This window comes from Blastococcus sp. TBT05-19, assembly GCF_003319095.1.
Classification (GTDB): Bacteria; Actinomycetota; Actinomycetes; order Mycobacteriales; family Geodermatophilaceae; genus Blastococcus.
The window spans coordinates 63,253-88,385 of sequence record NZ_QOHI01000001.1 but is presented as its reverse complement, the minus strand read 5'-3'; the positions used below and the strand labels follow the sequence as shown (position 1 = coordinate 88,385).

General features: G+C 73.8%; 25 protein-coding genes. 15 read left to right on the top strand and 10 right to left on the bottom strand.

What is annotated here, in order from left to right:
* Positions 1 to 41: 41 nt before the first annotated feature.
* Entirely contained in the window at positions 42 to 1,142 is a 1,101-nt protein-coding gene (locus tag DQ244_RS00430) for an EAL domain-containing protein (protein WP_113809530.1), read from the top strand.
* A gap of 52 nt (positions 1,143 to 1,194) precedes the next feature.
* Positions 1,195 to 1,368 (top strand): DUF1059 domain-containing protein, encoded by a 174-nt coding sequence (locus tag DQ244_RS00425; RefSeq protein WP_113809529.1) that lies wholly within the window; start codon positions 1,195 to 1,197, stop codon positions 1,366 to 1,368.
* Positions 1,369 to 1,402: 34 nt separating this feature from the next.
* Here DQ244_RS00425 and DQ244_RS00420 read toward each other — a convergent pair whose 3' ends face one another.
* A complete protein-coding gene (locus DQ244_RS00420) occupies positions 1,403 to 2,329 on the bottom strand; it encodes an aldo/keto reductase (RefSeq protein WP_113810553.1) in 927 nt (308 codons plus the stop codon).
* A gap of 14 nt (positions 2,330 to 2,343) precedes the next feature.
* Here DQ244_RS00420 and DQ244_RS20020 point away from each other — a divergent pair, with 14 nt between their 5' ends.
* The gene (locus tag DQ244_RS20020; RefSeq protein ID WP_369832081.1) at positions 2,344 to 2,943 is read left to right on the top strand and encodes an HU family DNA-binding protein; all 600 of its coding nucleotides are present in this window, start codon (positions 2,344 to 2,346) and stop codon (positions 2,941 to 2,943) included.
* A gap of 187 nt (positions 2,944 to 3,130) precedes the next feature.
* The gene (locus DQ244_RS00410; RefSeq protein WP_233491077.1) at positions 3,131 to 4,369 is read left to right on the top strand and encodes a serine hydrolase; all 1,239 of its coding nucleotides are present in this window, start codon (positions 3,131 to 3,133) and stop codon (positions 4,367 to 4,369) included.
* 46 nt (positions 4,370 to 4,415) lie between these two features.
* Here DQ244_RS00410 and DQ244_RS00405 read toward each other — a convergent pair whose 3' ends face one another.
* Positions 4,416 to 4,919: a MaoC family dehydratase gene (locus tag DQ244_RS00405; protein WP_369832080.1), complete on the bottom strand. Its 504-nt coding sequence runs from the start codon at positions 4,917 to 4,919 to the stop codon at positions 4,416 to 4,418.
* Between the two features lie 28 nt (positions 4,920 to 4,947).
* Between DQ244_RS00405 and folP the strand changes: the two genes are divergently transcribed.
* From folP to DQ244_RS00385, 4 genes are all read left to right on the top strand, one after another.
* A complete protein-coding gene (gene folP, locus DQ244_RS00400; RefSeq protein WP_113809527.1) occupies positions 4,948 to 5,808 on the top strand; it encodes a dihydropteroate synthase in 861 nt (286 codons plus the stop codon).
* 117 nt (positions 5,809 to 5,925) lie between these two features.
* Positions 5,926 to 6,351, top strand: a complete 426-nt coding sequence (locus tag DQ244_RS00395; RefSeq protein ID WP_113809526.1) for a PaaI family thioesterase — start codon at positions 5,926 to 5,928, stop codon at positions 6,349 to 6,351.
* Between the two features lie 78 nt (positions 6,352 to 6,429).
* A complete protein-coding gene (locus DQ244_RS00390; protein ID WP_113809525.1) occupies positions 6,430 to 8,022 on the top strand; it encodes a 4-coumarate--CoA ligase family protein in 1,593 nt (530 codons plus the stop codon).
* Between the two features lie 71 nt (positions 8,023 to 8,093).
* Positions 8,094 to 9,080, top strand: a complete 987-nt coding sequence (locus DQ244_RS00385) for an NAD(P)H-quinone oxidoreductase (protein ID WP_113809524.1) — start codon at positions 8,094 to 8,096, stop codon at positions 9,078 to 9,080.
* Here DQ244_RS00385 and DQ244_RS00380 read toward each other — a convergent pair.
* A complete protein-coding gene (locus DQ244_RS00380) occupies positions 9,077 to 10,294 on the bottom strand; it encodes a cysteine desulfurase-like protein (protein ID WP_113809523.1) in 1,218 nt (405 codons plus the stop codon). The two genes, DQ244_RS00385 and DQ244_RS00380, sit on opposite strands and share 4 nt — an antisense overlap.
* Before the next feature lie 109 nt (positions 10,295 to 10,403).
* Here DQ244_RS00380 and DQ244_RS00375 point away from each other — a divergent pair, with 109 nt between their 5' ends.
* Entirely contained in the window at positions 10,404 to 10,955 is a 552-nt protein-coding gene (locus tag DQ244_RS00375; protein WP_113809522.1) for a bacterial proteasome activator family protein, read from the top strand.
* Between the two features lie 123 nt (positions 10,956 to 11,078).
* Positions 11,079 to 11,348: a DUF4190 domain-containing protein gene (locus tag DQ244_RS00370; RefSeq protein WP_158544426.1), complete on the top strand. Its 270-nt coding sequence runs from the start codon at positions 11,079 to 11,081 to the stop codon at positions 11,346 to 11,348.
* Positions 11,349 to 11,408: 60 nt separating this feature from the next.
* On the opposite strand, the gene DQ244_RS00365 is transcribed toward DQ244_RS00370, so the two are convergent.
* The 5 genes from DQ244_RS00365 to DQ244_RS00345 form a co-directional block, all read right to left on the bottom strand.
* Positions 11,409 to 13,046 (bottom strand): methyl-accepting chemotaxis protein, encoded by a 1,638-nt coding sequence (locus DQ244_RS00365; protein ID WP_113809520.1) that lies wholly within the window; start codon positions 13,044 to 13,046, stop codon positions 11,409 to 11,411.
* A gap of 74 nt (positions 13,047 to 13,120) precedes the next feature.
* Entirely contained in the window at positions 13,121 to 13,930 is an 810-nt protein-coding gene (locus tag DQ244_RS00360) for an HAD family hydrolase (RefSeq protein ID WP_113809519.1), read from the bottom strand.
* An 11-nt stretch (positions 13,931 to 13,941) separates the two neighbouring features.
* Positions 13,942 to 14,853, bottom strand: a complete 912-nt coding sequence (locus DQ244_RS00355) for an HAD family hydrolase (protein WP_113809518.1) — start codon at positions 14,851 to 14,853, stop codon at positions 13,942 to 13,944.
* A complete protein-coding gene (serS, locus tag DQ244_RS00350; RefSeq protein WP_113809517.1) occupies positions 14,850 to 16,145 on the bottom strand; it encodes a serine--tRNA ligase in 1,296 nt (431 codons plus the stop codon). Before serS ends, DQ244_RS00355 begins: the two co-directional genes overlap by 4 nt.
* Before the next feature lie 43 nt (positions 16,146 to 16,188).
* Positions 16,189 to 18,945, bottom strand: a complete 2,757-nt coding sequence (locus tag DQ244_RS00345) for a response regulator (protein ID WP_113809516.1) — start codon at positions 18,943 to 18,945, stop codon at positions 16,189 to 16,191.
* 145 nt (positions 18,946 to 19,090) lie between these two features.
* On the opposite strand from DQ244_RS00345, the gene DQ244_RS00340 reads away from it, so the two are divergent.
* Genes DQ244_RS00340 through DQ244_RS00330 form a run of 3 tightly spaced genes read left to right on the top strand, consistent with a single transcriptional unit; the run spans position 19,091 to position 21,995 of the window.
* Positions 19,091 to 19,477, top strand: a complete 387-nt coding sequence (locus DQ244_RS00340) for a response regulator transcription factor (protein WP_113809515.1) — start codon at positions 19,091 to 19,093, stop codon at positions 19,475 to 19,477.
* A complete protein-coding gene (locus tag DQ244_RS00335) occupies positions 19,474 to 20,553 on the top strand; it encodes a HEAT repeat domain-containing protein (RefSeq protein ID WP_113809514.1) in 1,080 nt (359 codons plus the stop codon). Before DQ244_RS00340 ends, DQ244_RS00335 begins: the two co-directional genes overlap by 4 nt.
* Entirely contained in the window at positions 20,550 to 21,995 is a 1,446-nt protein-coding gene (locus DQ244_RS00330; RefSeq protein WP_113809513.1) for a glycosyltransferase, read from the top strand. The genes DQ244_RS00335 and DQ244_RS00330 overlap by 4 nt, the downstream gene beginning before the upstream one ends.
* A gap of 1 nt (position 21,996) precedes the next feature.
* Here DQ244_RS00330 and DQ244_RS00325 read toward each other — a convergent pair whose 3' ends face one another.
* A complete protein-coding gene (locus DQ244_RS00325; protein ID WP_113809512.1) occupies positions 21,997 to 22,350 on the bottom strand; it encodes a hypothetical protein in 354 nt (117 codons plus the stop codon).
* Complete coding sequence (locus DQ244_RS00320) at positions 22,337 to 23,167, bottom strand: hypothetical protein (protein ID WP_113809511.1); 831 nt, start codon at positions 23,165 to 23,167, stop codon at positions 22,337 to 22,339. Before DQ244_RS00320 ends, DQ244_RS00325 begins: the two co-directional genes overlap by 14 nt.
* Positions 23,168 to 23,333: 166 nt before the next feature.
* On the opposite strand from DQ244_RS00320, the gene DQ244_RS00315 reads away from it, so the two are divergent.
* On the top strand, positions 23,334 to 24,767 hold the full coding sequence (locus DQ244_RS00315) for a GuaB1 family IMP dehydrogenase-related protein (protein WP_113809510.1): 1,434 nt from the start codon (positions 23,334 to 23,336) through the stop codon (positions 24,765 to 24,767).
* Positions 24,764 to 25,111 (top strand): metallopeptidase family protein, encoded by a 348-nt coding sequence (locus DQ244_RS00310; RefSeq protein WP_113809509.1) that lies wholly within the window; start codon positions 24,764 to 24,766, stop codon positions 25,109 to 25,111. The genes DQ244_RS00315 and DQ244_RS00310 overlap by 4 nt, the downstream gene beginning before the upstream one ends.
* Positions 25,112 to 25,133 lie beyond the last annotated feature (22 nt).

The following is a 25,133-nucleotide window of genomic DNA, read 5'->3' as shown; positions in this document are numbered from 1 at the left end:
GGGGGTTCAAGGACCTGGCGGAGCCGGCCGATGCCTTCCCCATGATCGGCACGCGGACGGCCCGGCTCCCCGACTGCCGACCCCTGCTCGCCGACGCCGACGACCTCACCCTGGTCTTCCAGCCGATCGTCGACCTCGCCAACGCCAGCATCGCCGGGTACGAGGCGCTGGCGCGCTTCCCCGGTGCCGCCGGCCCTGACGTCTGGTTCGCCGCCGCCGCCGACGCCGGCATCGCCCCGGAGCTCGAGGCCCTCGCCATCCACAAGGCGCTGGCCGTCGTCGACCGGCTCCCCCGCAACACGTTCCTGACCGTCAACGTCAGCCCCCACCTGCTGGGTGCCGACGTCGTCCAGCAGGCCCTGGCCAGCCGCCAGGACCTGCGCCGCGTCGTCGTCGAGCTGACCGAGCACACGCCGGTCGACGACCTGCACGCGCTGCGCCGGCAGACCGAGGCGCTGCGCGCGCGGGGGGCGCTCATCGCGCTCGACGACACCGGCAGCGGCTACTCCGGGCTCCAGCAGATGGCCTTCGTCCGCCCGCAGCTGGTGAAGCTCGACCGCGCCCTCGTGGCCGACGTCGACAGCGACCCGGTGCGGGTGGCGCTCGCCGAGATGGTCGGCGAGTTCGCCGGCAAGATCGACGCCTGGCTGCTGGCCGAGGGCATCGAGACCCCCGCGGAGCTGGCCGCGTTCAGCCGTCTCGGCGTCCCGCTGGCCCAGGGCTGGCTGTTCGGCCGCCCCTCCCCCGACTTCCTCCCGCTGGCCCCCGAGGTCGAGACGCTGGTGCGGACCCAGGTGGCCCGTGCCCGCCTGACCGACAGCGTGGCCAGCCTGCTGCGCCCGGTGCGCCAGTGCGTGGTGGGCGAGCACGACGCCCCCGGCGTGCCGCCCGCGGTCCTGGTCGGTCCGCAGGGCGAGCCGACGGCGCTGCTGCTCTCCGACCCCCGGACCCTCGAGGTCTACACCGCGCCGGTGTCCCTGCGGGTCCACCCCTCCACCGACATCGGTGACGCGCTGCAGCGGGCCCTCGTCCGGCCGCCGGCGCAGCGCTTCGATCCCGTCCTCTGCACCGACCCGACCGGCCACGTGCTGGGCCTGGTGCGCATCGAGGACCTGGCGACGGCCGCCCGGGCCGCTCGCTGACCCCCCGACCCCGGCGACCGCCCGGTCGCCGGCCACTCCCCGAGGAGAACCCATGAAGCACTTCGCCTGCGGCGACGTCATCCCCGGCTGCGACGCCACCTTCACCGCCCCCGACGAGGGCGGCATCTTCGCCCAGGTCGGCCCGCACGCCGCCCACGCGCACGGCGTCACCGAGGTCACCCCGGAGCTGCAGGCCGCCGTCCGCAGCCTCATCCGCCCCGCGTGAGCTCACCCCGGCCCCCTCGGGGGCCGGGGTGCTCTCAGCTGTCGCTGGCCCCGTCCAGGCGCCGGCGCTGCTCGTCGGTGAGCACCAGGTCCTGCATCGGCAGCAGGTCGGCCAGCTGCTCCACCGAGCGCCCGCTGGCGATCGGGGCGACGACGGCCGGCTGGTCGGCCAGCCAGCGCAGCGCCACGGCGGCCATCGGCACGCCCAGGTCGGCGGCCACCTCCCCCAGCGCGGCCAGCACCCGGTCGCCGCGCTCCCCGACGTAGGCCGCCGCCCCCTGGGCCCGCGGTGAGTCGATCCGCTCTCCTCGCCGGTACTTGCCGGTCAGGAACCCCTTGGCGAGCGCGAAGTAGGGCAGCACGCCCATGCCCGCGGTGGTGACGACGTCGCGCAGCTCCGCCTCGAAGGCCGGGCGCTCGACCAGGTTGTAGTGCGTCTGCAGGGCCACGTAGCCCGTGACGCCCGCGCGCTCCGCCGTCCCCAGCGCCTCGGTCAGCCGTGCCGCCGAGTAGTTCGACGCCGCCACGTGCCGCACCTTGCCGGCCTGCACCAGCTCGTCGAACGCGGTGAGGGTCTCCTCCAGCGGCGTCGAGTCGTCGTCGTAGTGCGCGTAGTAGAGGTCGATGACGTCGGTGCGCAGGTTCCGCAGCGACCGCTCCGCGGCGGTGCGGATCTCGGCCGCCGACAGCGGGTGCTCCTTCTCCCCTGGCGAGGCCTTGGTCGCCACCACGAACCGGTCGCGGACGCCGCGCTCGGCCATCCAGGCGCCGAGGATCTGCTCCGACCGGCCGTCGCCGTACATCTCGGCGGTGTCGACGAACGGCGCTCCCGTGCTCGGGGTCGCGTCCAGGTAGCGGTCGAGGATCGCGAAGGACGTCGGCTCGTCGGCCGTCCAGCCGAAGACGTTGCCGCCCAGGCAGAGCTCGCTGACGGTGAGGTCGGTGCGAGGGACCAGCGGCATGCCGCCCACCGTAGGTGAAAGGACCCTGCTGCCCCCCTCCGCTCGCACGCTCGCGGCGGGCCCCTGCAGCAGGGCCGGGCGTCGCCCGGGGTGAGACGCGTGTGACCTCCGTGGTGTTCCGCGGCCCCTGGCAGACCCCCCGCTGGCCAGATGACCGGGCGACATGGCAGCGTTCCTCCCGATTCGGCCCCCTCGCGGGGGCTGGATGCCCGGCCCGTGGCGCGCCCCGCGCGCCGACCCGGGCCCCTACCGGCGCTCCGCGCACCGGGGGGAACGAGCCGGCTGAGTGCCGAAACGTTGGCACCGCCACCGCCTACGAGAGGAAGCACATGAACAAGGCCGAACTGGTCTCCGCCATCGCCAAGCGCGCCGATGTCCCCGCCTCGACGGTGGACTCCGTCCTCGCCGGGCTGCAGGACGAGCTCGTCGACGCCATCACCCGCGGCGAGAAGGTCGCCGTCTCCGGCCTCCTCACCGTCGAGCGCACGCAGCGCTCGGCGCGGACCGGCCGCAACCCGCAGACCGGTGAGTCGATCGACATCCCGGCCGCCAACACCGTCAAGGTGACCGCGGGCTCGAACCTGAAGAAGGCCGCGAGCTCCGTCCCGGTCTGATCTTCAGCACCTGATCAGCACCGTCTGATCACGCACCACCTCGTCCGCCGCCGGGCGGACGCCCCGACCCCGTGTGTCCGGGCTCACAACGGCGTGAGTCAGGATGCCGGTCGAGGCGTCGCCCGGCGGCGGACGGCGTCCGGGACATCGAACGGACGGAGTGGTGGACGTGGGCAGCGTTCTGCAGGTGAGCACCGACCCGGCCGAGGTGGGCATGGACGCCGGCCGGCTGGCCCGGATCGACCGGCGGCTGACCCGCTACGTCGACGACGGCCAGCTCCCCGGTTTCCTGGTCACCGTGGCCCGGCGAGGCCGGCTCGTGCACGTCGGCTCCGGTGGCTCCCGGGACGTCGAGAACGGCCGTCCGGTCGAGCTCGACACCCGCTGGCGCATCTACTCGATGACCAAGCCGGTCACCTCGGTCGCGGCGATGATGCTGTACGAGGAGGGCGCCTTCCAGCTCACCGACCCGATCTCCCGCTGGCTCCCGGAGTTCGCCGAGACCCGCGTCTACGTGGCCGGCTCGGACCAGAAGCCGATCACCGAGCCGCTGATGGAGCCGATCCGGGTCTGGCACCTGCTCAGCCACATGTCGGGGCTGACCTACGGCTTCCACCGGGCGACCGTGCCCGACGCGATCTACCGCGCACGTGGCCACGAGTGGGGCACGCCCCCGGGCGCCGACTCCGCCGAGGTCTGCCGCCAGTGGGCCTCGATGCCGCTGCTGTTCCAGCCGGGCAGCGAGTGGAACTACGGCGTCTCCACCGACGTCCTGGGCCGGCTGGTCGAGGTCGTCTCCGGGCAGCCGCTGGACGAGTTCTTCGCCGACCGGATCTTCGGTCCGCTCGGCATGACCGACACGTCCTTCGGGCTCCGGCCCGACGACGACGTCGACTCCCTCGCCCGGCTCTACGCCGCCGTGCCCGGGCAGCCCGGGGGCGCGGCGACCGGTTTCGCGCCGCTCGACGCCATGGGCGAGGCCGCGCACGGCAAGCCGGCGTTCCTGTCCGGCGGCGGCGGGCTGGTCTCCACCGCCGGGGACTACCTGCGCTTCGTGGAGATGCTGCGCCGCGGCGGCTCCTACGACGGCGGCCGGCTGCTGGGCCCGCGCACGCTGGCGCACATGCTGCGCAACCACCTGCCCGGCGGCCAGGACCTGGAGACCTCGGGCCGGCCGCTGTTCGCCGAGACCCCGCTGCGCGGTGTGGGCTTCGGGCTGGGGTTCTCGATGGTCATCGACCCGGTGCGCTACGGCGTCGTCACGAACGTGGGCGACTACAGCTGGGGCGGGGCGGCGTCGACGGCGTTCTACGTGGACCCGGTCGAAGACCTGACCGTCACCTTCTACACGCAGCTGCTGCCCTCGAGCACGCTGCCGGTGCGCAACTACCTGCGCCAGCTGGTCAACCAGGCCATCGTCACCTGAACCCGCCCCCGAGGGGCCAAAATGGCCATTTTGGCCCCTCGGGTGGCTACAGGTAGCGGCGGTAGACGACGGTGGCGACCATCGCCGGCTTGCTGCCGCCCTCGATCTCCACGGTCACCGTCAGGCTCATCTGGACGCCGCCCTCGAACGGGGTCGCGGCCTCCATCGTGGCGCCGGCCCGCACCCGGGCGCCCACGGGCACCGGCGAGGGGAAGCGCACCTTCTCGGTGCCGTAGTTGACGCCCATCCGGAACCCGCTGATCTCCACGATCTGCGGCACCAGCGACGGCAGCAGCGACAGCGTCAGGTAGCCGTGGGCGATCGGGCCGCCGAACGGGCTCTCCTTCTTCGCGCGCTCCGGGTCCACGTGGATCCACTGGTGGTCACCGGTCGCCTCGGCGAACTGGTCCACCTGCTCCTGGGTCACCTCGACCCAGTCGCTGTAGCCCAGGTGCTGGCCGACCAGGCCCTGGACCCCCTCGACGCCGTCCGCCGTCGTCTGCGCCATCAGCTCTGCCTCCTCGTGCACGGTCTGGTTGGCTGACTCCACCACACACCACGATCGGACGGGGAACGGGTTGCTGCGACTGGGGGCCCTCGACGTGCCCGACGGCCGGTTCGTGGTCATGGCGATCGTCAACCGCACCCCCGACTCGTTCTACGACCGCGGCGCCACCTTCGAGCTGGCCGCCGCCGTCGACCGGGTGGACCAGGTGGTGGCCGAGGGCGCGGACATGGTCGACGTCGGCGGCGTGAAGGCCGCGCCCGGCGAGGAGGTCTCCCCCGCCGAGGAGGTGCGCCGCACCGTCGACCTGGTGGCCGCCATCCGCGCCGCGCACCCCGCGCTGCCGATCTCGATCGACACCTGGCGGGCCTCCGTCGCGCGCGAGGTGCTGGCCGCCGGAGCCGACATCGTGAACGACGCCTGGGGCGGGGTGGACCCGGAGCTGGCGTCCGTCGCCGCCGAGGCGGGTGCGGGGCTCGTGTGCACGCACGCCGGCGGGCTGCCCCCGCGCACCCGGCCGCACCGGGTCACCTACGACGACGTCGTCGCCGACATCGTCACCCGCACGACGGCGCTGGCCGAGGCCGCCGTCGCCGCGGGCGTGGACCGCGAGCGGGTGATGGTCGACCCGGGCCACGACTTCGGGAAGAACACCCGGCACTCGCTGGAGGCCACCCGGCGCCTCGGCGAGCTGGTGGCGACCGGCTGGCCGGTGCTGATGGCGCTGTCGAACAAGGACTTCGTCGGCGAGACCCTCGACGTCCCCCTCGAGGAGCGGCTCACCGGCACGCTGGCGGCGACGGCGGTGAGCGCCTGGCTCGGCGCGCGGGTGTTCCGCGTGCACGACGTGGCGGCGACCCGGCAGACGCTGGACATGGTCGCCTCCATCCAGGGCACCCGCCCGCCCGCCCGCACCGTCCGCGGCCTCGCCTGATGATCAGGTCTCCTGATCATCACGGGTCCTCCCTCGTGGTCGACCGTGAGGGAGGACCCGGAACGGTGAGGGAGGACGTCGCGGAGGCGGGCCCGGCACCCCGCTAACGTCCGAGCCATGGCCGCCACCGGGTTCCACACCGCCGACGAGCTCAACGACCTGCTGCCGGGCACCTTCCCCGGGCTGCTCGGCATCGTCGTCGACAGCCACGAGCCCGGGCTGCTGACCTCCCACCTCGACATCCGGCCCGAGCTGCTCGCGCCCAACGGCTACCTGCACGCCGGCACCGTCGTGACGCTGGCCGACACCAGCTGCGGGCTGCCCACCCGGGCGCTGCTGCCGGAGGGGTCCAGCGGCTTCACCACCATCGAGCTGAAGAGCAACCACCTCGGCACCGCGCGGGAGGGCCGCATCGCCTGCACCGCCACCAACGTGCACGCCGGGCGCACGACCCAGGTGTGGGACGCCGTGGTCACGAACGCGGGGTCGGGGAAGACGATCGCGCTGTTCCGCTGCACGCAGTCGGTGCTCTGGCCCCGCTGATCAGCCATCCCCCCTTGTGAGCGGGGACACGCCGGATGTGAGACTACGGCCACAGACCCATTCCGAGGAGGCACAACCGTGGCGCTGGCCAGCCCTTATCCCGACGTCGAGATCCCGAACCTCTCCGTCCCGGAGTTCGTCCTGGCCGCCGGCAAGGACCGCCCCGACGCCCCCGCCCTGATCGACGGCCTCAAGGGTGACGTGATCACCCACGGCCAGCTGGCGAAGTACGTCGACCGCGTCGCCGCCAACCTGCACGCCCGCGGCCTGCGCAAGGGCGACGTCGTCGCCGTCTTCTGCCCGAACACCCCGTGGTTCCCGGTGGTCTTCCACGGCATCGCCGCCGCCGGCTGCGTGATGAGCCCGATCAACTCGCTCTACACGCCCGACGAGATCGCGTTCCAGCTCAAGGACTCGGGCGCGAAGATGCTGATCACCATCTCGCTGTTCATGGACCGCGCGCAGGTCGCCGTGGAGAAGTCCCCGGTCGACGAGGTGATCGTCCTCGACGGGTTCGAGGGCAAGGCCAACCTGTTCGACCTGCTCGGCGAGGACGCCCCGAGCGTGCAGGTGGACATCGACCCGGCCAACGACCTGGTCACCCTGCCCTACTCCAGCGGCACGACCGGCCTGCCCAAGGGCGTCATGCTCACCCACCGCAACCTGGTGGCCAACGTCGCGCAGTGCCGTCCGCTGATCAGCCTCGGCGAGGACGAGCGGATCATCGCCGTCCTGCCGTTCTTCCACATCTACGGCCTGACCGTCCTGATGAACCAGGGCCTGGCCTGGGGCGGCGCCGTCGTCACCCTGCCGCGGTTCGACCTGGAGGACTTCCTCCGCACCATCCAGGACCACAAGATCACCCGCGCGTTCGTGGCGCCCCCCATCCTGCTGGCGATGGCCAAGCACCCGCTGGTCGACCAGTACGACCTCTCCTCGCTGACCTCGATCCTGTCGGGCGCCGCCCCGCTGGACGAGCAGCTGGCGCTCGCCGCCCAGGAGCGGCTGCGCAAGGGCAACCCGGACGGCGTCAGCGTGGGCCAGGGCTACGGCATGACCGAGCTGTCGCCGGTCTCGCACACCACGCCGGACCTCGGCCAGGAGCCCGGTGGCGCCGGGCAGCCCCCCAAGGGCTCGGTCGGCTACGCGGTGCCCAACACCGAGTGCCGGCTGATCGACCCCTCCACCGGTGAGGACGCCGCCCCGGGCGAGCGCGGCGAGCTGTGGGTCCGCGGGCCGCAGGTCATGAAGGGCTACCTCAACAACGAGGAGGCCACCCGGGGCACGATCGACGCCGAGGGCTGGCTGCACACCGGCGACGTCGCCATCGTCGACGACAACGGCGCCTACACGGTCGTGGACCGCGTCAAGGAGCTGATCAAGTACAAGGGCTACCAGGTGGCCCCGGCCGAGCTCGAGGCCGTGCTGATCAACCACCCGGAGATCGCCGACGCCGCCGTCATCGGCGTGCCGGACAAGGAGAGCGGCGAGGAGCTGCCCAAGGCGTTCGTCGTCCGGGCGGCCGGCTCCGAGCTCACCGAGGACGGCGTCATGGCCTACATGGCCGAGAAGGTCGCCCCGCACAAGAAGATCCGCTTCGTGGAGTTCATCGAGCAGGTCCCGAAGTCCGCGGCCGGCAAGATCCTGCGCAAGGACCTCAAGGCCCGCTGACGCCGCACCCCGACGGCGCCGTGCCCCCCACCCCGGGGGCGCGGCGCCGTCGGCGTTCGTAAGGTCGGCCCATGCGTGCGGTGACGATCAGCGAGCCCGGCGGCCCCGACGTCCTGACCTGGGCCGAGGTGCCCGACCCGGTCTGCGGTCCCGGCGAGGTGGTCGTCGACGTCGCCGCCACCGCGGTGAACCGGGCCGACCTGCTGCAGCGCCAGGGCTTCTACCCGCCCCCGAAGGGCGCCAGCGAGATCCTCGGGCTGGAGTGCAGCGGGATCATCAGCGAGATCGGCGAGGGCGTGACCGGCTGGTCGGTCGGCGACGAGGTGTGCGCGCTGCTCTCCGGCGGCGGGTACGCCGAGCGGGTCGCCGTCCCCGCCGGGCAGCTGCTGCCCAAGCCGGCCGGCGTCGAGCTGGCGACCGCGGCGGCGCTGCCCGAGGTGGTCTGCACCGTCTGGTCGAACGTGTTCATGCTGGCGGGCCTGCGCTCCGGCGAGACGTTCCTCGTGCACGGCGGCTCCAGCGGCATCGGCACCATGGCCATCCAGCTGGCCGCCCGCGCCGACGCCCGCGTCGCCACCACCGCCGGCACGCAGGCCAAGCTCGACTTCTGCCGCGAGCTGGGCGCCGAGGTGCTGGTCAACTACCGCGACGAGGACTTCGTCGAGCGCGTGAAGGCCGCGACCGGCGGGGCCGACGTCGTCCTGGACAACATGGGCGCCAAGTACCTGGCCCGCAACGTCGACGCCCTCGCCGTCGGCGGCCGGCTGGTGGTCATCGGCATGCAGGGCGGCACCAGGGCCGAGCTGGACCTCGGCACGCTGCTGGGCAAGCGCGCCGCCGTCCACGCGACGACGCTGCGCTCCCGTCCGGCCACCGGCCGCGGCAGCAAGGCCGAGATCGTCGCCGCGGTCCTGCACGACGTGTGGCCCGACGTCGAGCGCGGCGTGGTGCGGCCGATCGTGGACCGGCGGCTGCCGATGTCCCGCGCGGCCGAGGCGCACCGCGTCGTCGAGTCCAGCGAGCACATCGGCAAGGTCCTGCTGCTGCCGGCGGACTAGCGCGGGCGCAGCGCCGCCACCGCGTCGATGATGCGGCCCACCTCGTCGCCGGTGTTGTAGTGCATGAGGCCCAGCCGCACCGCTCCCCCGGTCTCGTTCACGCCGAGGGCGTCGAACAACTCGCGGGCGTAGAAGTCGCCGTCCCAGGCGCAGATCCCGGACCGGGCGAGCTCGGCGGCCACCTGGCGCGGGCGCATGCCGGCCACGGTGAACGACAGCGTCGGGGTGGCGCGCTCGGGGCTGCCCAGCACCTGCACGTGCCGCATCACGCGCAGCGCCTGGTCCAGCCACTCGAACAGGTCGCCCTCGTGCCGGGCCACCGCGGCCATCGAGGTGCGCAGCCGTTCCCGCCGCGACCCGGTCGCCTCGCCGCACAGGGTGGCCAGGTGGTCGACGGCGGCGGTCACCCCCGCGAACAGCTCGAACGGCGGGGTGCCGGTCTCGAACCGCTCGGGGACCTTGTCCGAGGACGGCGCCAGCTTGTCCGGGCGCAGGTACTCCAGCAGCTCCGGGTCCGCGACCACCGCGCCGACGTGCGGGCCGCACCACTTGTAGGCCGAGACGGCCACGAAGTCCGCGCCCAGCGAGCGCTTGTCCAGGAATACGTGCGGGGCGGCGTGGACGGCGTCGACGTAGACCAGGGCCCCCACGGCGTGCGCCTGGGCCGCGATGCCCGCGACGTCGGGCCGGGTGCCGAGGGCGTTGCTGGCCGCGGTGACCGCCACGAGCCGGGTCCGGCGGGTGATCAGGTCGGCGTACTGCCACGCGGGCAGCTCGCCGGTCTCGATGTCCACCTCCGCCCAGCGCACCTCGGCGCCCACCGTCGCGGCCAGCTGCACCCACGGCCGGACGTTCGCGTCGTGGTCGAGGCGGCTGACGACGATCTCGTCGCCGGGGCGCCACGTGCGGGCGAGCGCCCGGGCGAAGGCGTAGGTCAGCGTGGTCATGTTCGCGCCGAGGACCACCCCGCCGGGCCGGCCTCCCACGAGGTCGGCGACGGCGGCGCGGGCGCCGGTCACCAGCGCCTCGGAGCGCCCCGACGCGGGGAAGACCCCGCCGCGGTTCGCCACCGGCATCCGCATGGCCGTGCCGACGGCGTGCGCGACGGTCTCCGGGGTGAGGGAGCCGGCCGGGCCGTCGGCGTGCACGTACCCGTCGGCGAGGGCCGGGAAGAGACCGCGGACGCGCGCGACGTCCAGCCCCCCGTTCGACATGGCCGCACCCTAGTTCCTGCGCCTGCCCGGAACGCGCGGTGGCGGGTCGCGTCGCGAGGGTCGCCCACCCCGGCGGGTCCTGTCCCCGGCACGGGGCAGGATGGTGCGCATGACAGCACCGGAGAACGGCACCGAGCGCCCGCACCAGGTCGTCGTGGTCGGGCCCGACGGCCGCCCGATGGGCACCGTCCCCATGCCCCAGGACGGCGAGCAGGACGGCGACGGCGCCACGGACGTCGGCGACCTGGTGGAGCAGCCGGCGAAGGTCATGCGGATCGGCACCATGATCAAGCAGCTGCTCGAGGAGGTCCGGGCCGCTCCGCTGGACGACGCCAGCCGCAACCGGCTGCGCGACATCCACGCCTCCTCCATCCGGGAGCTGGAGCAGGGGCTCGCGCCGGAGCTGCGCGAGGAGCTGGCCCGCATCACGCTGCCCTTCACCGAGGGCGAGACGCCGTCGGACGCCGAGCTCCGGATCGCCCAGGCCCAGCTGGTGGGCTGGCTGGAGGGCGTGTTCCACGGCATCCAGACGGCGATGTTCGCCCAGCAGATGGCGGCGCGAGCCCAGCTGGAGGAGATGCGCCGCAAGGCCCTGCCCAGTGGTCAGCAGCAGGCCGGTCCCGCGCAGGACTACCGCCCCGGCGGGGGCCAGTACCTGTAGGGCGCGATCAGACCGGAACCAACCGGTTCCCCTGACCGGGTGAACCATGATCAACTCGGCGTCCGCCGGGGCAACTCCGGGGCCTGAGGCCGGGACCACCTGGCCCTATCCCGGGAGGACCCCGTGACCACTCAGCACTCGACCACCCCGTCCGTGAAGAACCAGAACGGGCTGGCGATCGCCTCGCTCATCACCGGCATCGTGGGCGTCGTCTTCGCCTTCCTGTTCGCGATCATCGGCCTCGCGTTCGGCATCGTGGCGGTCGCGCTGGGTGCGGTGGCCCGCCGCAACGGCAAGCAGAACGGGCAGGCGACCGCCGGCCTGGTGCTCGGCGTCGTGGCGATCGTCGGCTCGATCGTGAACATGGTGATCGCCTACAACATGCTCACCTGATCCCCGCGAACGCCGACGGCGCCGCCCCCCGGACCCGGGGGACGGCGCCGTCGTGCGTTCTCAGACGCGGAAGCGGCTGACCGCGTCCTGGAGCTCGCCGCTCATGCGGGCCAGCTCGGACGCAGCGCGCTGCGCCTCCTCGACCCGCTGGTTGGTCTCGGCCGTGCCCGCGGCCAGGCCGGTGATCGCCGCGGCGATCCCCTGCGAGCCGCTGGCGGCCTCGGCCACGTTGCGGTTCATCTCGTTCGTGGTCGCCGTCTGCTCCTCGACCGCCGCGGCGATGGTCGCCTGGAAGTCGTTGATCTCGCCGATGACGGTGCTGATCCGGCTGATCGCGTCGACCGCGCCGGCGGTGTCGGCCTGGATGGCCTCGACCCGCTTCGAGATGTCCTCGGTCGCCCGGGCGGTCTCCTGCGCCAGCTCCTTGACCTCGCTGGCCACGACGGCGAAGCCCTTGCCGGCCTCGCCCGCCCGCGCCGCCTCGATCGTGGCGTTCAGCGCCAGCAGGTTGGTCTGCTCGGCGATGCCGTTGATCAGCTTGATGACCGTGGCGATCTCGGCCGACGAGTCGCCCAGCTTGCCGACGGTGCGCGTGGTGTCCTCGGCGACGTCGACGGCCTGACCGGCCACGCGCGAGGCCTGCGAGGCGTTCTGCGAGATCTCCCGGATCGCCGACTCCATCTGCGCGGAGCCCGTGGCGACGGTGTCGACGCTGGAGGCCACGGCACCCGCGGACGCGACGACCTCGTCGGCCTGACCGGCGGCGATCCGCGCGTTCTGCCGCATGCCCTCGGCCGCGCCGTTGAGCTGCTGCGAGGCAGCGGCCAGGCGGGTCGAGGAGTCGCTGACCAGGGTCAGCACGTTGCCGATCGAGTCCAGGGTCTCGTCCAGCGAGGCGGCCATGTCGTCCAGCTCGCCACCGCCGGTGCGGCCGGCGCGCACGCTCAGGTCACCGGCGGCGACCTGGCCCAGCACCTCGCGGATGCGCTGCACGGGGCCGGTCACGCCGCGGGCGACGACGACGGCGAGCACGACGGCGACGGCCAGGCCGACCGCCATGATCACGATCGCCAGCGTGCGGGCGGACTCGTAGGCGTCCTTCGCGTCGGCCACGGTGGCCTGGGCGGCGTCCGTGGCGGCGGCCGTGGCGGTGAGCAGCGACTCGCCGATCACGGCCTCGAGCTCGGTCATCTGCTTGAGCAGCGGCGCCATCTGGGCCATCGCCGCGGGGCCGCCGCCGGTCATGGTGACCAGCTGCGCCAGCAGACCCTGGTAGGTCTCGATGCTGGTGGCGAACTGCGCGAAGGCGGCCTCGGCCTCCGCCGAGAGCTCCATCTCGCTCACCGCGGCGATGTGCTCGTTCAGCAGACCGACGGTCTCGGTCGCCTTCTTCTGGTTGGTCTGACGGGTCTCGGGCGGCAGGGTCGTCACGTTGGCCCGGGCGAAGTACGCCGAGTAGGCCCACCAGTCCGACTGCAGCTGCCGCAGGCCGTCGACGGGGACGGTGCCCTCGTTGTAGACGTTCTCCGCCTGCTCGCTGAGCGTCGACATCCGGTTGATGCCGAACGCGCCGACGGCGACGGTGCTCAGCGCGACGACCAGGATGGCCCCGAGGAGCCGGCTGCGGAGACCGACGCCGGACGACCGCCCTTCAACGGTGGTGGCGCGCTCGCCATCCGCCTCGTGCACGTGCTCCATGGACTGTGTCTCCCTGTACCGGTTCCGATGTTCACCCGGTTTCTCGGCAGTCCTCGGTCGCAGTTTGACCCGGGTCAGTTCCGGAGTGTGCTCAGGAAGGCCGCGACGCCGTCCTCGTCGTTGCCGTCGGTGACGTCCGTGGCGACGGCGAGCAGGTCGGGGTGCGCGTGCGCCATGGCCACCGCACGGCCCCCGCCGGCGCGGACCCACTCGAAGGCGGCGATGTCGTTCGGCATGTCCCCGAAGACGACGACGTCCTCCGGCCCGAGCCCGTGCCGGGCGGCGACCTTGGCCAGGCCGCTGGCCTTGGTGACCCCGGGCGCGGAGATCTCGGCCAGCGCGTCGGTGGAGGAGTTCGTGACCGTCCCGCGGTCCCCGACGACGTCCTCGACCAGCCGGACGAAGGCGTCCCGGCTCATCGACTCGTGACGGGCGAGCAGCTTGGCCACCGGCACGGCGGTCAGCTCGTCCAGGCCCGCCGCGGCGACACCGGGCGCGTCGACGTCCCAGCGCGGCCGGTACACCGGCTCGTGGCGGAACTCCCAGCCGTACTCGACGGCGAACCACATCGTCGGCTCGTGCCGGCGCAGCCCGGCGGTGATCGCCTCCAGCGCGTCGGGCTCCAGCGGGTCCTCGTCGACGATCTCCATCGGCCCGAGGTCCAGGAGCACCGCGCCGTTGCAGCAGACGGCGGTGCCGTGCCGCACCACCTCGCGGATGCCGTGCATCCAGCGCGGGGGCCGGCCGGTGGCCAGGACCAGCGGGACGCCGTCGGCGTGCCAGCGCTCCAGCTCCTCGACGGTGGCCGGGCCGACCGACTCGTCGGAGCGCAGCAGCGTGCCGTCCATGTCGCTGGCGATGAGCCGGGGCCTCCAGTCAGACATCGCGCACCCGGTCAGACATCGAGGACCGCCTCCAGGTACCGGGCGACGCCATCGGCCTCGTGGCCGCTCGTGACGCCCTGGACGACGGCGTGCACGTCGGGGTGGGCGTTGGCGACGGCGATCGCCCGGCCACCGGCCCGGGCCACCGCGGTGAGCATCGGCAGGTCGTTCGGCATGTCCCCGAACGCGAGGACGTCGCCGAGCCCGACGCCGTACCGCTCCAGCGCCACGGCCAGCCCGGTCTCCTTGGTGACGCCGGGCGGCAGGACCTCGATGAAGCCCAGCCCCGCGTGCGTGACCTCGGCGTCCGCGGGGTCGACGACGCTCCGCGCCCGGGCGAGCAGCTCGTCCTGGCCCAGCGACGACGACCGCAGGAACGCCTTGAGCACCGGGCCCGGGGGCAGCACCTCGTTCCGCGGCAGCACGGAGGACGGCTCGGGATAGGGCCACCCGAAGCCGTGCTGGACCCGCAGCCGGGCGTCGTGCGCCTCGCCCTGCTCGGCGGCGTCCTCGACGGCGAGGACCAGGTCGCCGGCGACCTCCTCGATCTGCCGGATCACCCGCTCGGCCTGCTCGCGCGGGAGGGCGACGGCGCGGAGCACCTCGTCGCGCTCGAGGTCGACGACGAAGCCGCCCTGGGAGAGGGCGGCGATCCCGCGACCACCGAGGGCGTCGCGGACGCTGTCCAGCAGCCGCGGTCCCCGGCCGGTCACACCGACCACCGGGATGCCGGCGTCCCAGCAGGCGCCCAGCGCCGTGCGCGTGCGCGGTGAGACCTCGCCCGCGGAGTCCAGCAGCGTGCCGTCGAGGTCGGTGGCGACGAGCTTGGGCCGCCAGCCGCCGAGGGTCCCGAGTTCGATCACCCGGTCGGCATCGGGCAGGACGCCGTAGGCCTTGAGCGCGCGCGGCCGCTCCTGGCTCATGCGGGGGGCACCGGCGCCGCCAGCGTCATGCCGGGGGTGAGGGCCTCGACGCCGCCCAGCCACGGGCGCAGGGCCACCGGCACGTGCACCGAGCCGTCGGCGCGCTGGTGGACCTCGAGCAGGCAGGCGATGGTGCGGGCGATCGCGCAGAGCGTGCCGTTCAGCGTGGCCGCCGTCTGCGTCTTCCCGTCCTCGTCGCGGTACCGGATGTTGAGCCGGCGGGCCTGGAAGGTCGTGCAGTCCGAGGTCGAGGTGAGCTCGCGGTAGGTGCCCTGCGTCGGGAACCAGGCCTCGATGTCGTACTTGCGGGTGGCGCTGGTGCCGAGGTCGCCGGCGGCGATGTCGACGACGCGGTAAGGGAGCTCGAGGGCGGCGAGGAACTCCTCCTCCCACGCCAGCAGGCGCAGGTGCTCGGCCTCGGTGTCCTGGGGACGGGCGAAGCTGAACATCTCGACCTTGTCGAACCAGTGCACGCGGATGATGCCGCGGGTGTCCTTGCCGTAGGAGCCCGCCTCGCGGCGGAAGCAGGAGGACCAGCCGGCGTAGCGCTTGGGCCCCGCCGAGAGGTCCAGCACCTCGCCGGAGTGCATGCCGGCCAGCGCGACCTCCGAGGTGCCGACGAGGTACAGGTCGTCGCGCTCGATCCGGTACACCTCCTCGTCGTGCTCACCGAGGAAGCCGGTGCCCTCCATGGCCTCGGGGCGGACCAGCGCCGGTGCGATGACCGGGGTGAAGCCGGCGGCCACGGCGCGGCTGATGGCGAGCTGGGCGAGCGCGAACTCCAGCAGCGCACCCGGGCCGGTGAGGAAGTAGAAGCGCGAGCCCGACACCTTGGCGCCGCGCTCCATGTCGATGGCACCGAGCAGCTCGCCGATCTCGATGTGGTCGCGCACCTCGAAGTCGTAGGTGGGCACCTCGCCGACGGTGCGGATGGTGACGGCGTCGTCCTCACCGCCCGGGGGCACCTCGTCGGCGACGACGTTCGGGATCTTGGTGTGAGCGGCGCGCAGGGCGGCGTCGGCGGCGCGCTGCGCCTCCTCGGCGTCCTTGACCTCGGCGGCCAGCGCCTTGGCCCGCTCGAGGACGGCGGGCCGCTCCTCCGGGGTGGCCTTCTTGACCGCCTGCGAGGCGTTCTTCTGCTCGGCGCGCAGGTCGTCGGCCCGCCGGACCGCCTCCCGGCGGGCGGTGTCGGCGGCGAGGAGGGAGTCGACCAGGGACTCGTCGGCTCCCCGGGCCCGCTGGCTGGCACGGACGAGGTCGGGGTTCTCGCGCAGGAGCCGGAGGTCGATCACGCCGTCGATCGTACGGAGCCGCCCGCCGGCACCCGCCGGCTCGTCAGGGAGCGTCGAGCAGGCTGTCCACGGCGGCGCGCACCAACCGGCTCTCCTCGCGCAGGGCCGACAGCACGTCGTCCCGGTCCGCGGAGGGCTCCACGGCGTCCTCGAGACGGCGGCAGACGTCGGCCAGCCGCAGGGCACCCATGGCCGCGCTGCTGCCCTTGAGGCGGTGCGCGAGCCTGGGCAGGCTGCTCTCGTCCTCGACGTCCACGGAGATGTCGGCGGCCAGCAGCGCCGCGACCGTCGTCTCCAGGCCCTCGACGTACTGCCGGTAGAGGTGGGCGAAGGCGTCCTCGCCCAGGTCGCGCAGCTCCTCGACGGTCTCCGGGTCCAGCGGCGCGGTGGCGGGGGCCTCCTCTCCCGCGGGGGCCGGCGGCACGGGGAGCCCCCCGACCACCCGGGACAGGGCGGTGTCGAGCGTGTTCAGCCGGACGGGCTTGGTGAGGAACTCGTCGGCGCCGGCGTCCAGGAACGCGGTGCGGTCGCTGGTCAGCACGCTGGCGGTGACGGCGAAGATGCGCGGCTGCTCGATGTCCAGGGCGCGGATGGCGGTGGTGGCCTCCACCCCGCCCATGACCGGCATCTGCGCGTCCATCAGCACGACGTCGTAGCGGTCCTGCCGGACGGCCTCGACGGCGGCGTGGCCGTTGGGCACGTGCACGCACTCGTGGCCGAGCTGGCGCAGGTAGAGCTTGATCAGGTGGGCGTTGACCTCGTGGTCCTCGGCCACCAGCACGCGCAACCCGGTGCCGGCGGGGCCCGCCCCGGGGACGGCGCGCGGCGCGGACGCCTTGGCCGAGGGCTGCAGGACCGAGCGCAGCGTCTGCACGAGCCGCTCCGGGCGCACCGGCTTGTGCAGCCGGGCGGCGAAGGTGCCGGCGGTGGCGTCGGCCAGGCTGGTCGAGCTGCTCAGCAGGACGAGGGGGACGTCGGCGGTGCCCGGCAGCTCGCGCAGCCGGCGCGCCACCTCCTCGCCGTCCATGCCCGGCATGTGCAGGTCGGTGAGGCAGGCGTCGAACCCGCCGTCCGCGGCCGCGACCAGGGCCGCGGGGCCGTCGGCGGCCAGCACGCAGGTCGCCCCGGCCCGGCTGAGCTGGTGCTCCAGGATGCGCAGGTTGGTCTCGTTGTCGTCCACGACCAGCAGCCGGCGCCCGGCGAGGGCCCCCGCCAGGCCGCGGTCGTCGTCGTCCAGCGGCGCCTGGTCCAGCACGACGCGCACGGTGAACGTCGAGCCGAGGCCCGCCTCGCTGGTGACCTCGATGTCCCCGCCCATGGCGGCCGCGATCCGCTGGCTGATCGCCAGGCCCAGCCCGGTGCCGCCGTAGGAACGCGTGATCGAGGCGTCGCCCTGGCTGAAGGAGCGGAACAGCCGGCGGCGCTGCTCCTGCGAGATGCCGATGCCGGTGTCGCTGACCGCCAGCGTGCAGTGCATGCGCCCGTCCACGAGGCGCCCGGTGACCTGGACGAAGACCTGGCCGACGGCGGTGAACTTGAGCGCGTTGCCGACGAGGTTGGTCAGCACCTGGCGGAGCCGGGAGCCATCGCCCATCAGGGCCCAGCGGTGCTCGGCGTCGATGTCGACCAGCAGGTCCAGACCCTTGCCGGCCGCCTGGGGGGCCAGCAGCTGGGCGACGTCGTAGACGACGTCGTCGAGCTGGAACGGCGCGCGCTCGAGGTCGAGCTCGCCGGCCTCGATCTTGGAGAAGTCGAGGATGTCGTTGATCAGGCTCAGCAGGCTGTCGCCGCTGCGGGAGACGGTGTCCAGGTGGCTGCGCTGCTCGTCGGTGAGCTCGGTGGTCAGCAGCAGGTCGGTCAGGCCCAGGACGGCGTTGAGCGGCGTCCTGATCTCGTGGCTCATCGTCGCGAGGAAGGCGGTCTTGGCCTGCCCGGCGCGCTCGGCCTCGTCGCGGGCGGCCACCAGCTCGGTCTCGCGGGCGGCGACCTTCTCGTCGCGCTCGTGCAGCGCCTCGCCGAGGGCGTTGACGTCGCCGGCGATGTCGCGCAGCTCGGCCGGGCCGGCCTCGGTGGCCCGGGCACCGACGTCGCCGGCGGACAGCGCGGCCAGGGTCTCGCGCACCTGCTGGGTCGGCGGCAGGATCTCCGCGGCCAGCCGGCGGTTGGCCCGGCGGACGGCGAACGCCACGACACCGGTCAGCACGAGGCCGCCGAACGCCCCACCGAGGAGCACGAGGTACTGCTGGTCGTAGGCGCGCTCTCGGCGCTCCTCCAGCAGACTGCTCATCTCGCCCTCGAGACTGCGGTAGCGGTCGAACAGCGCCTTGTCCCGGCGGAGCAGCTCGCTCAGCGCGGCGACGTCGCCCAGGGCGGGCTGCTCGGCCAGCACCGGCTGGAGCCACTCGTCGATGAACCGGTTCTCGGCCGCCTCCAGCGCGGCGAACGTCTCCTCGAGCTCCGGGTCGCCGGCGATGAGCCGGCTCAGCACCGCGTCGGCCTCGGCGAGGTCGGCGGCGCCCTTGCGGTAGGGCTCGAGGAAGCGCGCCTCGCGGGTCACCAGGAAGCCGCGCAGCGACGTCTCCTGGTTGATCATCGCGATGTGCCCGTCCTGCAGGGCACCGATCATGTCGTTGGCCCGGTCGACGCGACCGCCCAGCACGGTGACCACGGCGATGGCCAGGCCGAACGTCGTCACCGCGACGGTGATGAGCGCCGCCATCCCCACGACCAGGGGGCGGCGCAGCAGCACGCGCAGCGGGCGGGGGTCGCGGGCTGCGGGACGGGACGACAGGCGGGGCACGACAGAGTTGTCGGCTCCGGAGCTCTCACTCTTGAGGGGTATTCCGGTCGGATCGGGGCCGCGATAGTCGCGTCGCAGGTCGGCACTTCAGTTGTGTGCGTCCGATGCCGATCTCGGGAGGGTCCACCCCTCTGATCGGAGCCCCATGACCCACGTGCTCGTCGTCGACGACGACCCCGTCATCGCCGACCTCGTCGCGTTCCGCCTCGGCCGCCTGGGCCTGGAGGTGTCGGTCGAGCGCGACGGCGAGGCCGGTCTGGCCGCCGCCCGCCAGCTGCGCCCCGACCTGGTCGTCCTGGACTGGATGATGCCGCGGATGAACGGCCTGGAGGTGTGCCGCGCGCTCCGCGAGGACATCGACGCCGACCTCGCCCGGACCCCGGTCCTGCTGCTGACCGCCAAGGCGCAGGAGCCCGACCTCGAGCGCGGTTTCGCCGCCGGGGCCACCGACTTCGTCGCCAAGCCCTTCAGCACCCGCGAGCTGGTCAGCCGCGTCACCGCCGCCCTCCCGCCGGGCAGCGTCTCCGGATGACCGGGCCGGTCGGCGGCGTGCTGCTCGCAGGAGCGGCGGTGACCGCCCTGATCATCGCGCTGCTGCTCATGGTCGCCACCGCCCACCTGCTGCGCGGTCGCCGGTCGGCGCGCGACGACCGCCGCAAGCGCGAGCTCATGCCGCTGGTGCACGCCGTCCTCGACGACGACCCCGTCGACGGCGCCCCCCTGCCCGACGTCGTCGGCGCCCCCGCCGACCTCGACGAGATCGTGCTCGAGCTCCTGCCCCAGCTGCGCGGCAGCGACCGCCAGACGCTCCGCGACCTGCTCGCCGAGCGCGGCGTCGTCTCCCGCGCGGTGGCCGACCTCACGGCGCGCAAGTCCTGGCGGCGCGGCCGGGCCGTCGCCCTGCTCGGGTCCGCCGCCGGCACCGACCACATCGCCGCGATGGTCGAGCTCCTGGACGACCGGTCGCTGGAGGTGCGCTGCGCCGCCGCGCGCGCCCTGGGCAAGGCCGGCGACCCCGCTGCCGTCGGCCCCCTGCTGCGCGCCACCCACGGCGAGCGGGCCCTGCCCTCCGGCGTCCTGGGCATGGCGCTGCTCGACCTCGGCACGACCGCGCTGCCGGTGCTCCGCGACTCCCTGACCGGCCGGAACCAGGTCGCCCGCGGGCTGGTCGCCGAGCTGCTGGGCGTGCACGGCGACCCCTCGGCCGCCCCGCTGCTGGAGGCCCTGGTGCGCGATGCCGGCGAGGACCTGGGCGTGCGCCGGTCCGCTGCCGCCGCGCTGGGTCGCATCGGCTCGCCGACGTCGACCGAGCCCCTGGTCGACGCGCTCTCCAACTCCCCCGACCCCGGACTCCAGCGCACCAGCGCCGAGGCCCTGGGCCGCATCGGCCACCCGCTCGCCACGATCCCGCTGCTCGCCGGCCTCGCCGCCGAGGACATCGCCGTCCGCGCGGCGTGCGCCGACGCCCTGGCCGCGCTGGGGGCCGACGGGCGCGCCTCGCTGGAGGCGGTGGCCACCGGTCCCGGCGCCGCCGCACCCGTGGCCCGCGCGGCCCTCGACGAGCTGGGCCCGGCCGTGCGCCGCGCCGAGCCGGTGGGTGCCGCGTGAACGAGCTCTTCACCGACATCGTGCTCGGCGCGAGCTGGACCGTGCTCGGCTACACGCTGCTGCTGGACGCGGTCATGTTCACCCTGGTCCTGCTGGGCGCCCGCCGGGTCGCCGAGGCGCGGCACTGGAAGGGCGCCGAGGGGCACGGCGAGATCTTCGCCAGCCCGATCACCCCCGCCGTCTCGCTGCTGATCCCCGCGCACGACGAGGAGGCCGGGATCCTCGACACCCTGCGTGCCGCGCTCGGCCAGCGGTACCCGGCCCTCGAGGTGGTGCTCGTCGACGACGGGTCCACCGACCGGACGTTCGAGCTGGTGGCCGAGCGCTACCGGCTCGCCCCGATCAACCCGCGGCGCACGGCGGACCTGCCGGTGGACGGCGAGATCCTGTCGGTCCACCGGGCGACCACCGGCGATCCGCTCGTGGTCATCCGCAAGACCAGCGTCGGGAAGAAGTCCGACGCCCTGAACGCCGCGCTCAACCACGCCCGCCACCCGCTGGTGTGCATGCTCGACGCCGACTCACTGCTGGAGGAGGACGCCCTCCTGCGGGTCGCCCGGCCGTTCGTGGAGGACCCGGCCAACGTCATCGCCGCCGGTGGCGTGATCCGCGCCGCCAACGGTGCGCTCGTCGACCGCGGGACCGTGGTGGAGCCCCGCCTGTCGAAGAAGTGGCTGGTCCGGATCCAGGCCGTCGAGTACCTGCGCTCGTTCCTGCTCGGCCGCACCGGCTGGGCCGATGCCAACGCCCTGCTGATCATCTCCGGCGCCTTCGGGCTGTTCCGCCGCGACCTCGTGGTGGAGATCGGCGGCCTGGACCACCGGTCGCTGGGCGAGGACGCCGACCTGGTCGTGAGCATGCTGGCCCACCAGCAGCGGGTCGGGGCGCCGCACCGCGTCGTCTTCGTGCCCGAGCCGGTGTGCTGGACCGAGGTGCCCGAGACCCTGGGCGTGCTGGGCCGTCAGCGCCGGCGCTGGTCCCACGGCCTGGCCCAGCTGCTGTGGAAGCACCGCCGGATGATCGGCAACCCGCGGCACGGCGCGGTCGGCACGATGGCGCTGCCGTTCTTCCTCGTGTTCGAGCTGCTCGGCCCGGTCGTGGAGGTGCTCGGCCTCGCGTCGGTCGCGCTGGCCGCCGGGCTCGGCATCCTGGACCTCGGCGTGGCCGCGGTGATGATCGGGCTGGCCCTCGCCGTCGGCACGCTGCTGTCGACGACGGCGATCGCGGTCGAGGTGCTCACCTACCGGCGCTACCGGCGGGGCCGGGACCTGGTCGCGCTCGTCGTGGCCGCGGTGGTGGAGAACATCGGGTACCGGCAGGTGCACGCCTGGTTCCGGCTGCGCGGGCTGGTCGCGGCGCTGGCCCGCCGCACCCCGCGCTGGACGGTGATGCCGCGGGTGGGCTTCACGACCGACGAGCAGCCGGCGCTCGCCGCCGGCTGAGTCAGGCCCCCGGGCACCCCGGGGCGCTGATCTCGGCGAACTGCTCCACCAGCTCCGGGGAGTCGACCAGCGCGTCGTGCCAGTCCTTCCACTCCTGGTGGCTGAACCCGGCGGCCGCGAGGCGCGCGTCGAGGTCGGTGGTGATGTCGGCCTCGTCCACGAAGCTGGTCGAGGCGATCGTGCACTGGCGCACGAACTCCACCTCGGCGATCCGCCGGGTGGTGTCGTCGGCGGCCCGCGCCGGGCTGCTGCTCGCCGCGGCAGGCGCCTCGGCCTCCGCCTGACCGGCGCAGCCCGCGACGAGCGCCAGCAGCGCCGCGGCGACCCCGATCCGGGCGCGCTCAGCGGACGACAAGGGTCACCGTCCCCGGGACGGTCCGCGGGGCCGCCGCGGTGTAGGTGATGACGAGCGGCACGGTGTAGCTCCCCGGGGGCAGCGCGGTGGCGTCGAGTCGGACGGAGACGTGGTCGGTGGTGCCGCCGGTCAGCGCGGCGCCCCGCGAGGGCCGGCTGGCGGGCGCGTCGCCCGGGTAGGCCACGGCCAGCCCCGGGGGCAGGGCGCCGAACCGCACGGTGAAGTCGGCCAGGTCGGCCTGCCCGCCGGTGAAGGCGATGTCGGAGAAGTCGTTGCTGCCCGCGGCGACCGTCAGGGTCGACGTCGCCTGGGTGAAGGCGGGCCCGGTCGCCGGCTGCACGGGGACGGTGACCGTCGCCGTCGTGCTGTGGTCGCGGGCCTTGTCGTCGTTGCCGATGCCCTGTTCCTTGCACTGCCCGTTGTCACCGCAGGTGTCGGTGTAGGTCGAGGTCAGCGTGATCGGGAAGGACGACGTCTGCGAGTAGGGCACCGAGAGCTTGAAGGCGGTGAAGTCGCGCGTGCTGCCGACGAGGGTGTCCGAGCCGTACAGCGAGGTGTCCGAGCCGCCGCGGGTGGTCGGGTAGGTGACCGTGACGCCGGGCGGCGCGGTGACCGTGGTCGACCAATTGCTTGCGTTCCGGTCGGCGGTCCACACGACCGACAGCCAGGCCGACTGCCCGGGGACCATCGGCGCGGTCTGCGTGGTGAGCGCCCGGGCGCCGGTCTTGTCGACGTCGGCCGTCGCGGTGGGGGCCGCTCCCAGGGAGCCGGCCAGCAGCGCCCCCAGGGCGGCGACCAGGACCGCACGACTCCTCATGCCGGGGACGCTAGCGATCCGATCGTGCACGACCGTTCGTCCCGCCCGGGCAGGAGTTGCCGAACCTCGGGCGCCGGCTTCGCGCCCTCTCGGCTTCTCCGCGGCCCCGGGGTGCCGAGGTGGCGCGGGCTCGGCGGAGGTGGCGGTGTCGGGGACAATGGGCCCCATGCGGTTTCTCGAGGGCTCGCGTCCGGCGCACGACCTGACGTACTCCGACGTCTTCATGGTCCCGGCGCACTCCACCGTCGGCTCCCGGCTCGAGGTCGACCTGACCACGCCGGACCGGGTGGGCACGACCATCCCCATCGTCGTCGCCAACATGACGGCGATCTCCGGCCGGCGCATGGCCGAGACCGCCGCGCGCCGGGGCGGCCTGGCGGTCCTGCCGCAGGACATCCCGGTCGACGTCGTCTCCGAGGTCGTCTCCTGGGTCAAGACCCGCCACCCGGTCTACGACACCCCGATCACCCTCTCCCCCACCTCCACCGTGGGCGAGGCGCTGTCGCTGCTCACCAAGCGCGCGCACGGGATCGTGGTGGTCGTCGAGGGCGACTCCCCCGTCGGCGTCGTCACCGACGGCCAGTGCCAGGGCGTGGACCGGTTCACCCAGCTGTCCGAGGTGATGACGCGGGAGCCGCTGACGATCCCGGCCGGCACCGACCTGCCCAAGATCTTCGACGTGCTCTCCGGCGAGCGGGTGAGCGCGGCCCCGGTGGTCGAGGGCGACCGGCTGGTCGGCGTCATCACGAAGAAGGGCGCGCTGCGCTCGGCGATCTACACCCCGGCGGTCAACGCGGACGGGCACCTGCTCACCTCCGCCGCCGTCGGCATCAACGGCGACGTCGCGGGCAAGGCGTCGGCCTTGCTCGCCGCGGGCGTCGACGTGCTGGTCGTCGACACCGCGCACGGGCACCAGGACAAGGCGATCGAGGCGCTGCGCGCGGTGCGCTCGGTGGCCGGCTCCGCGCCGGTCGTGGCCGGCAACGTGGTGACCGCGCAGGGCACCCGCGACCTGATCGAGGCCGGTGCCGACGTCGTCAAGGTCGGTGTCGGCCCGGGCGCCATGTGCACCACCCGGATGATGACCGGCGTCGGCCGGCCCCAGTTCTCCGCCGTCGAGGAGTGCGCCGCGGAGGCCCGCTCGATGGGCAGGCACGTGTGGGCCGACGGCGGGGTGCGGCACCCGCGCGACATCGCCCTCGCCCTGGCCGCCGGTGCGGCGAACGTGATGGTGGGCTCCTGGTTCGCCGGCACCTACGAGAGCGCCGGCGACGTGCACGAGGACGGCACGGGCCGGCTCTACAAGGAGTCCTTCGGCATGGCGTCGGCCCGCGCGGTCAAGGCCCGGACGGCGACGCAGAGCGGCTTCGAGCGGGCGCGCGCGGGGCTGTTCGAGGAGGGCATCTCGTCGTCCCGGATGTACCTGGACCCCGCCCGCCCGGGCGTCGAGGACCTGATCGACCAGATCGTGGCCGGCGTGCGGTCGTCGTGCACCTACGCGGGCGCGCGCACCGTCGACGAGCTGCACGAGCGGGCCGTCCTGGGCGTGCAGAGCTCGGCGGGCTACGAAGAGGGCCGGCCGCTGCCGACCAGCTGGTGAACCCCCTGCCGCTGCCGGTGTTCGAGGGGCTCGTCGCCGACGCCCTCGACGAGGTGCCGGCCGAGCTGATGGCGCTGCTGGACAACGTCGTCGTCCTGGTCGAGGACCGGAACCCCGAGGAGCCCGAGCTGCTCGGGCTCTACGAGGGCTACGCGCTGACCGAGCGCGGCTGGGAGTACGGCGGGGCGCTGCCGGACCGGATCATGATCTACCGCGAGGCCATCTGCGACATCTGCGAGACGGCCGAGGACGTGGTGGAGGAGGTCACGATCACCGTGGTGCACGAGATCGCGCACCACTTCGGGATCGAGGAGGACCGCCTCCACGAACTGGGCTGGGGCTGACCGTGCGCGCCTACGCTCGGCG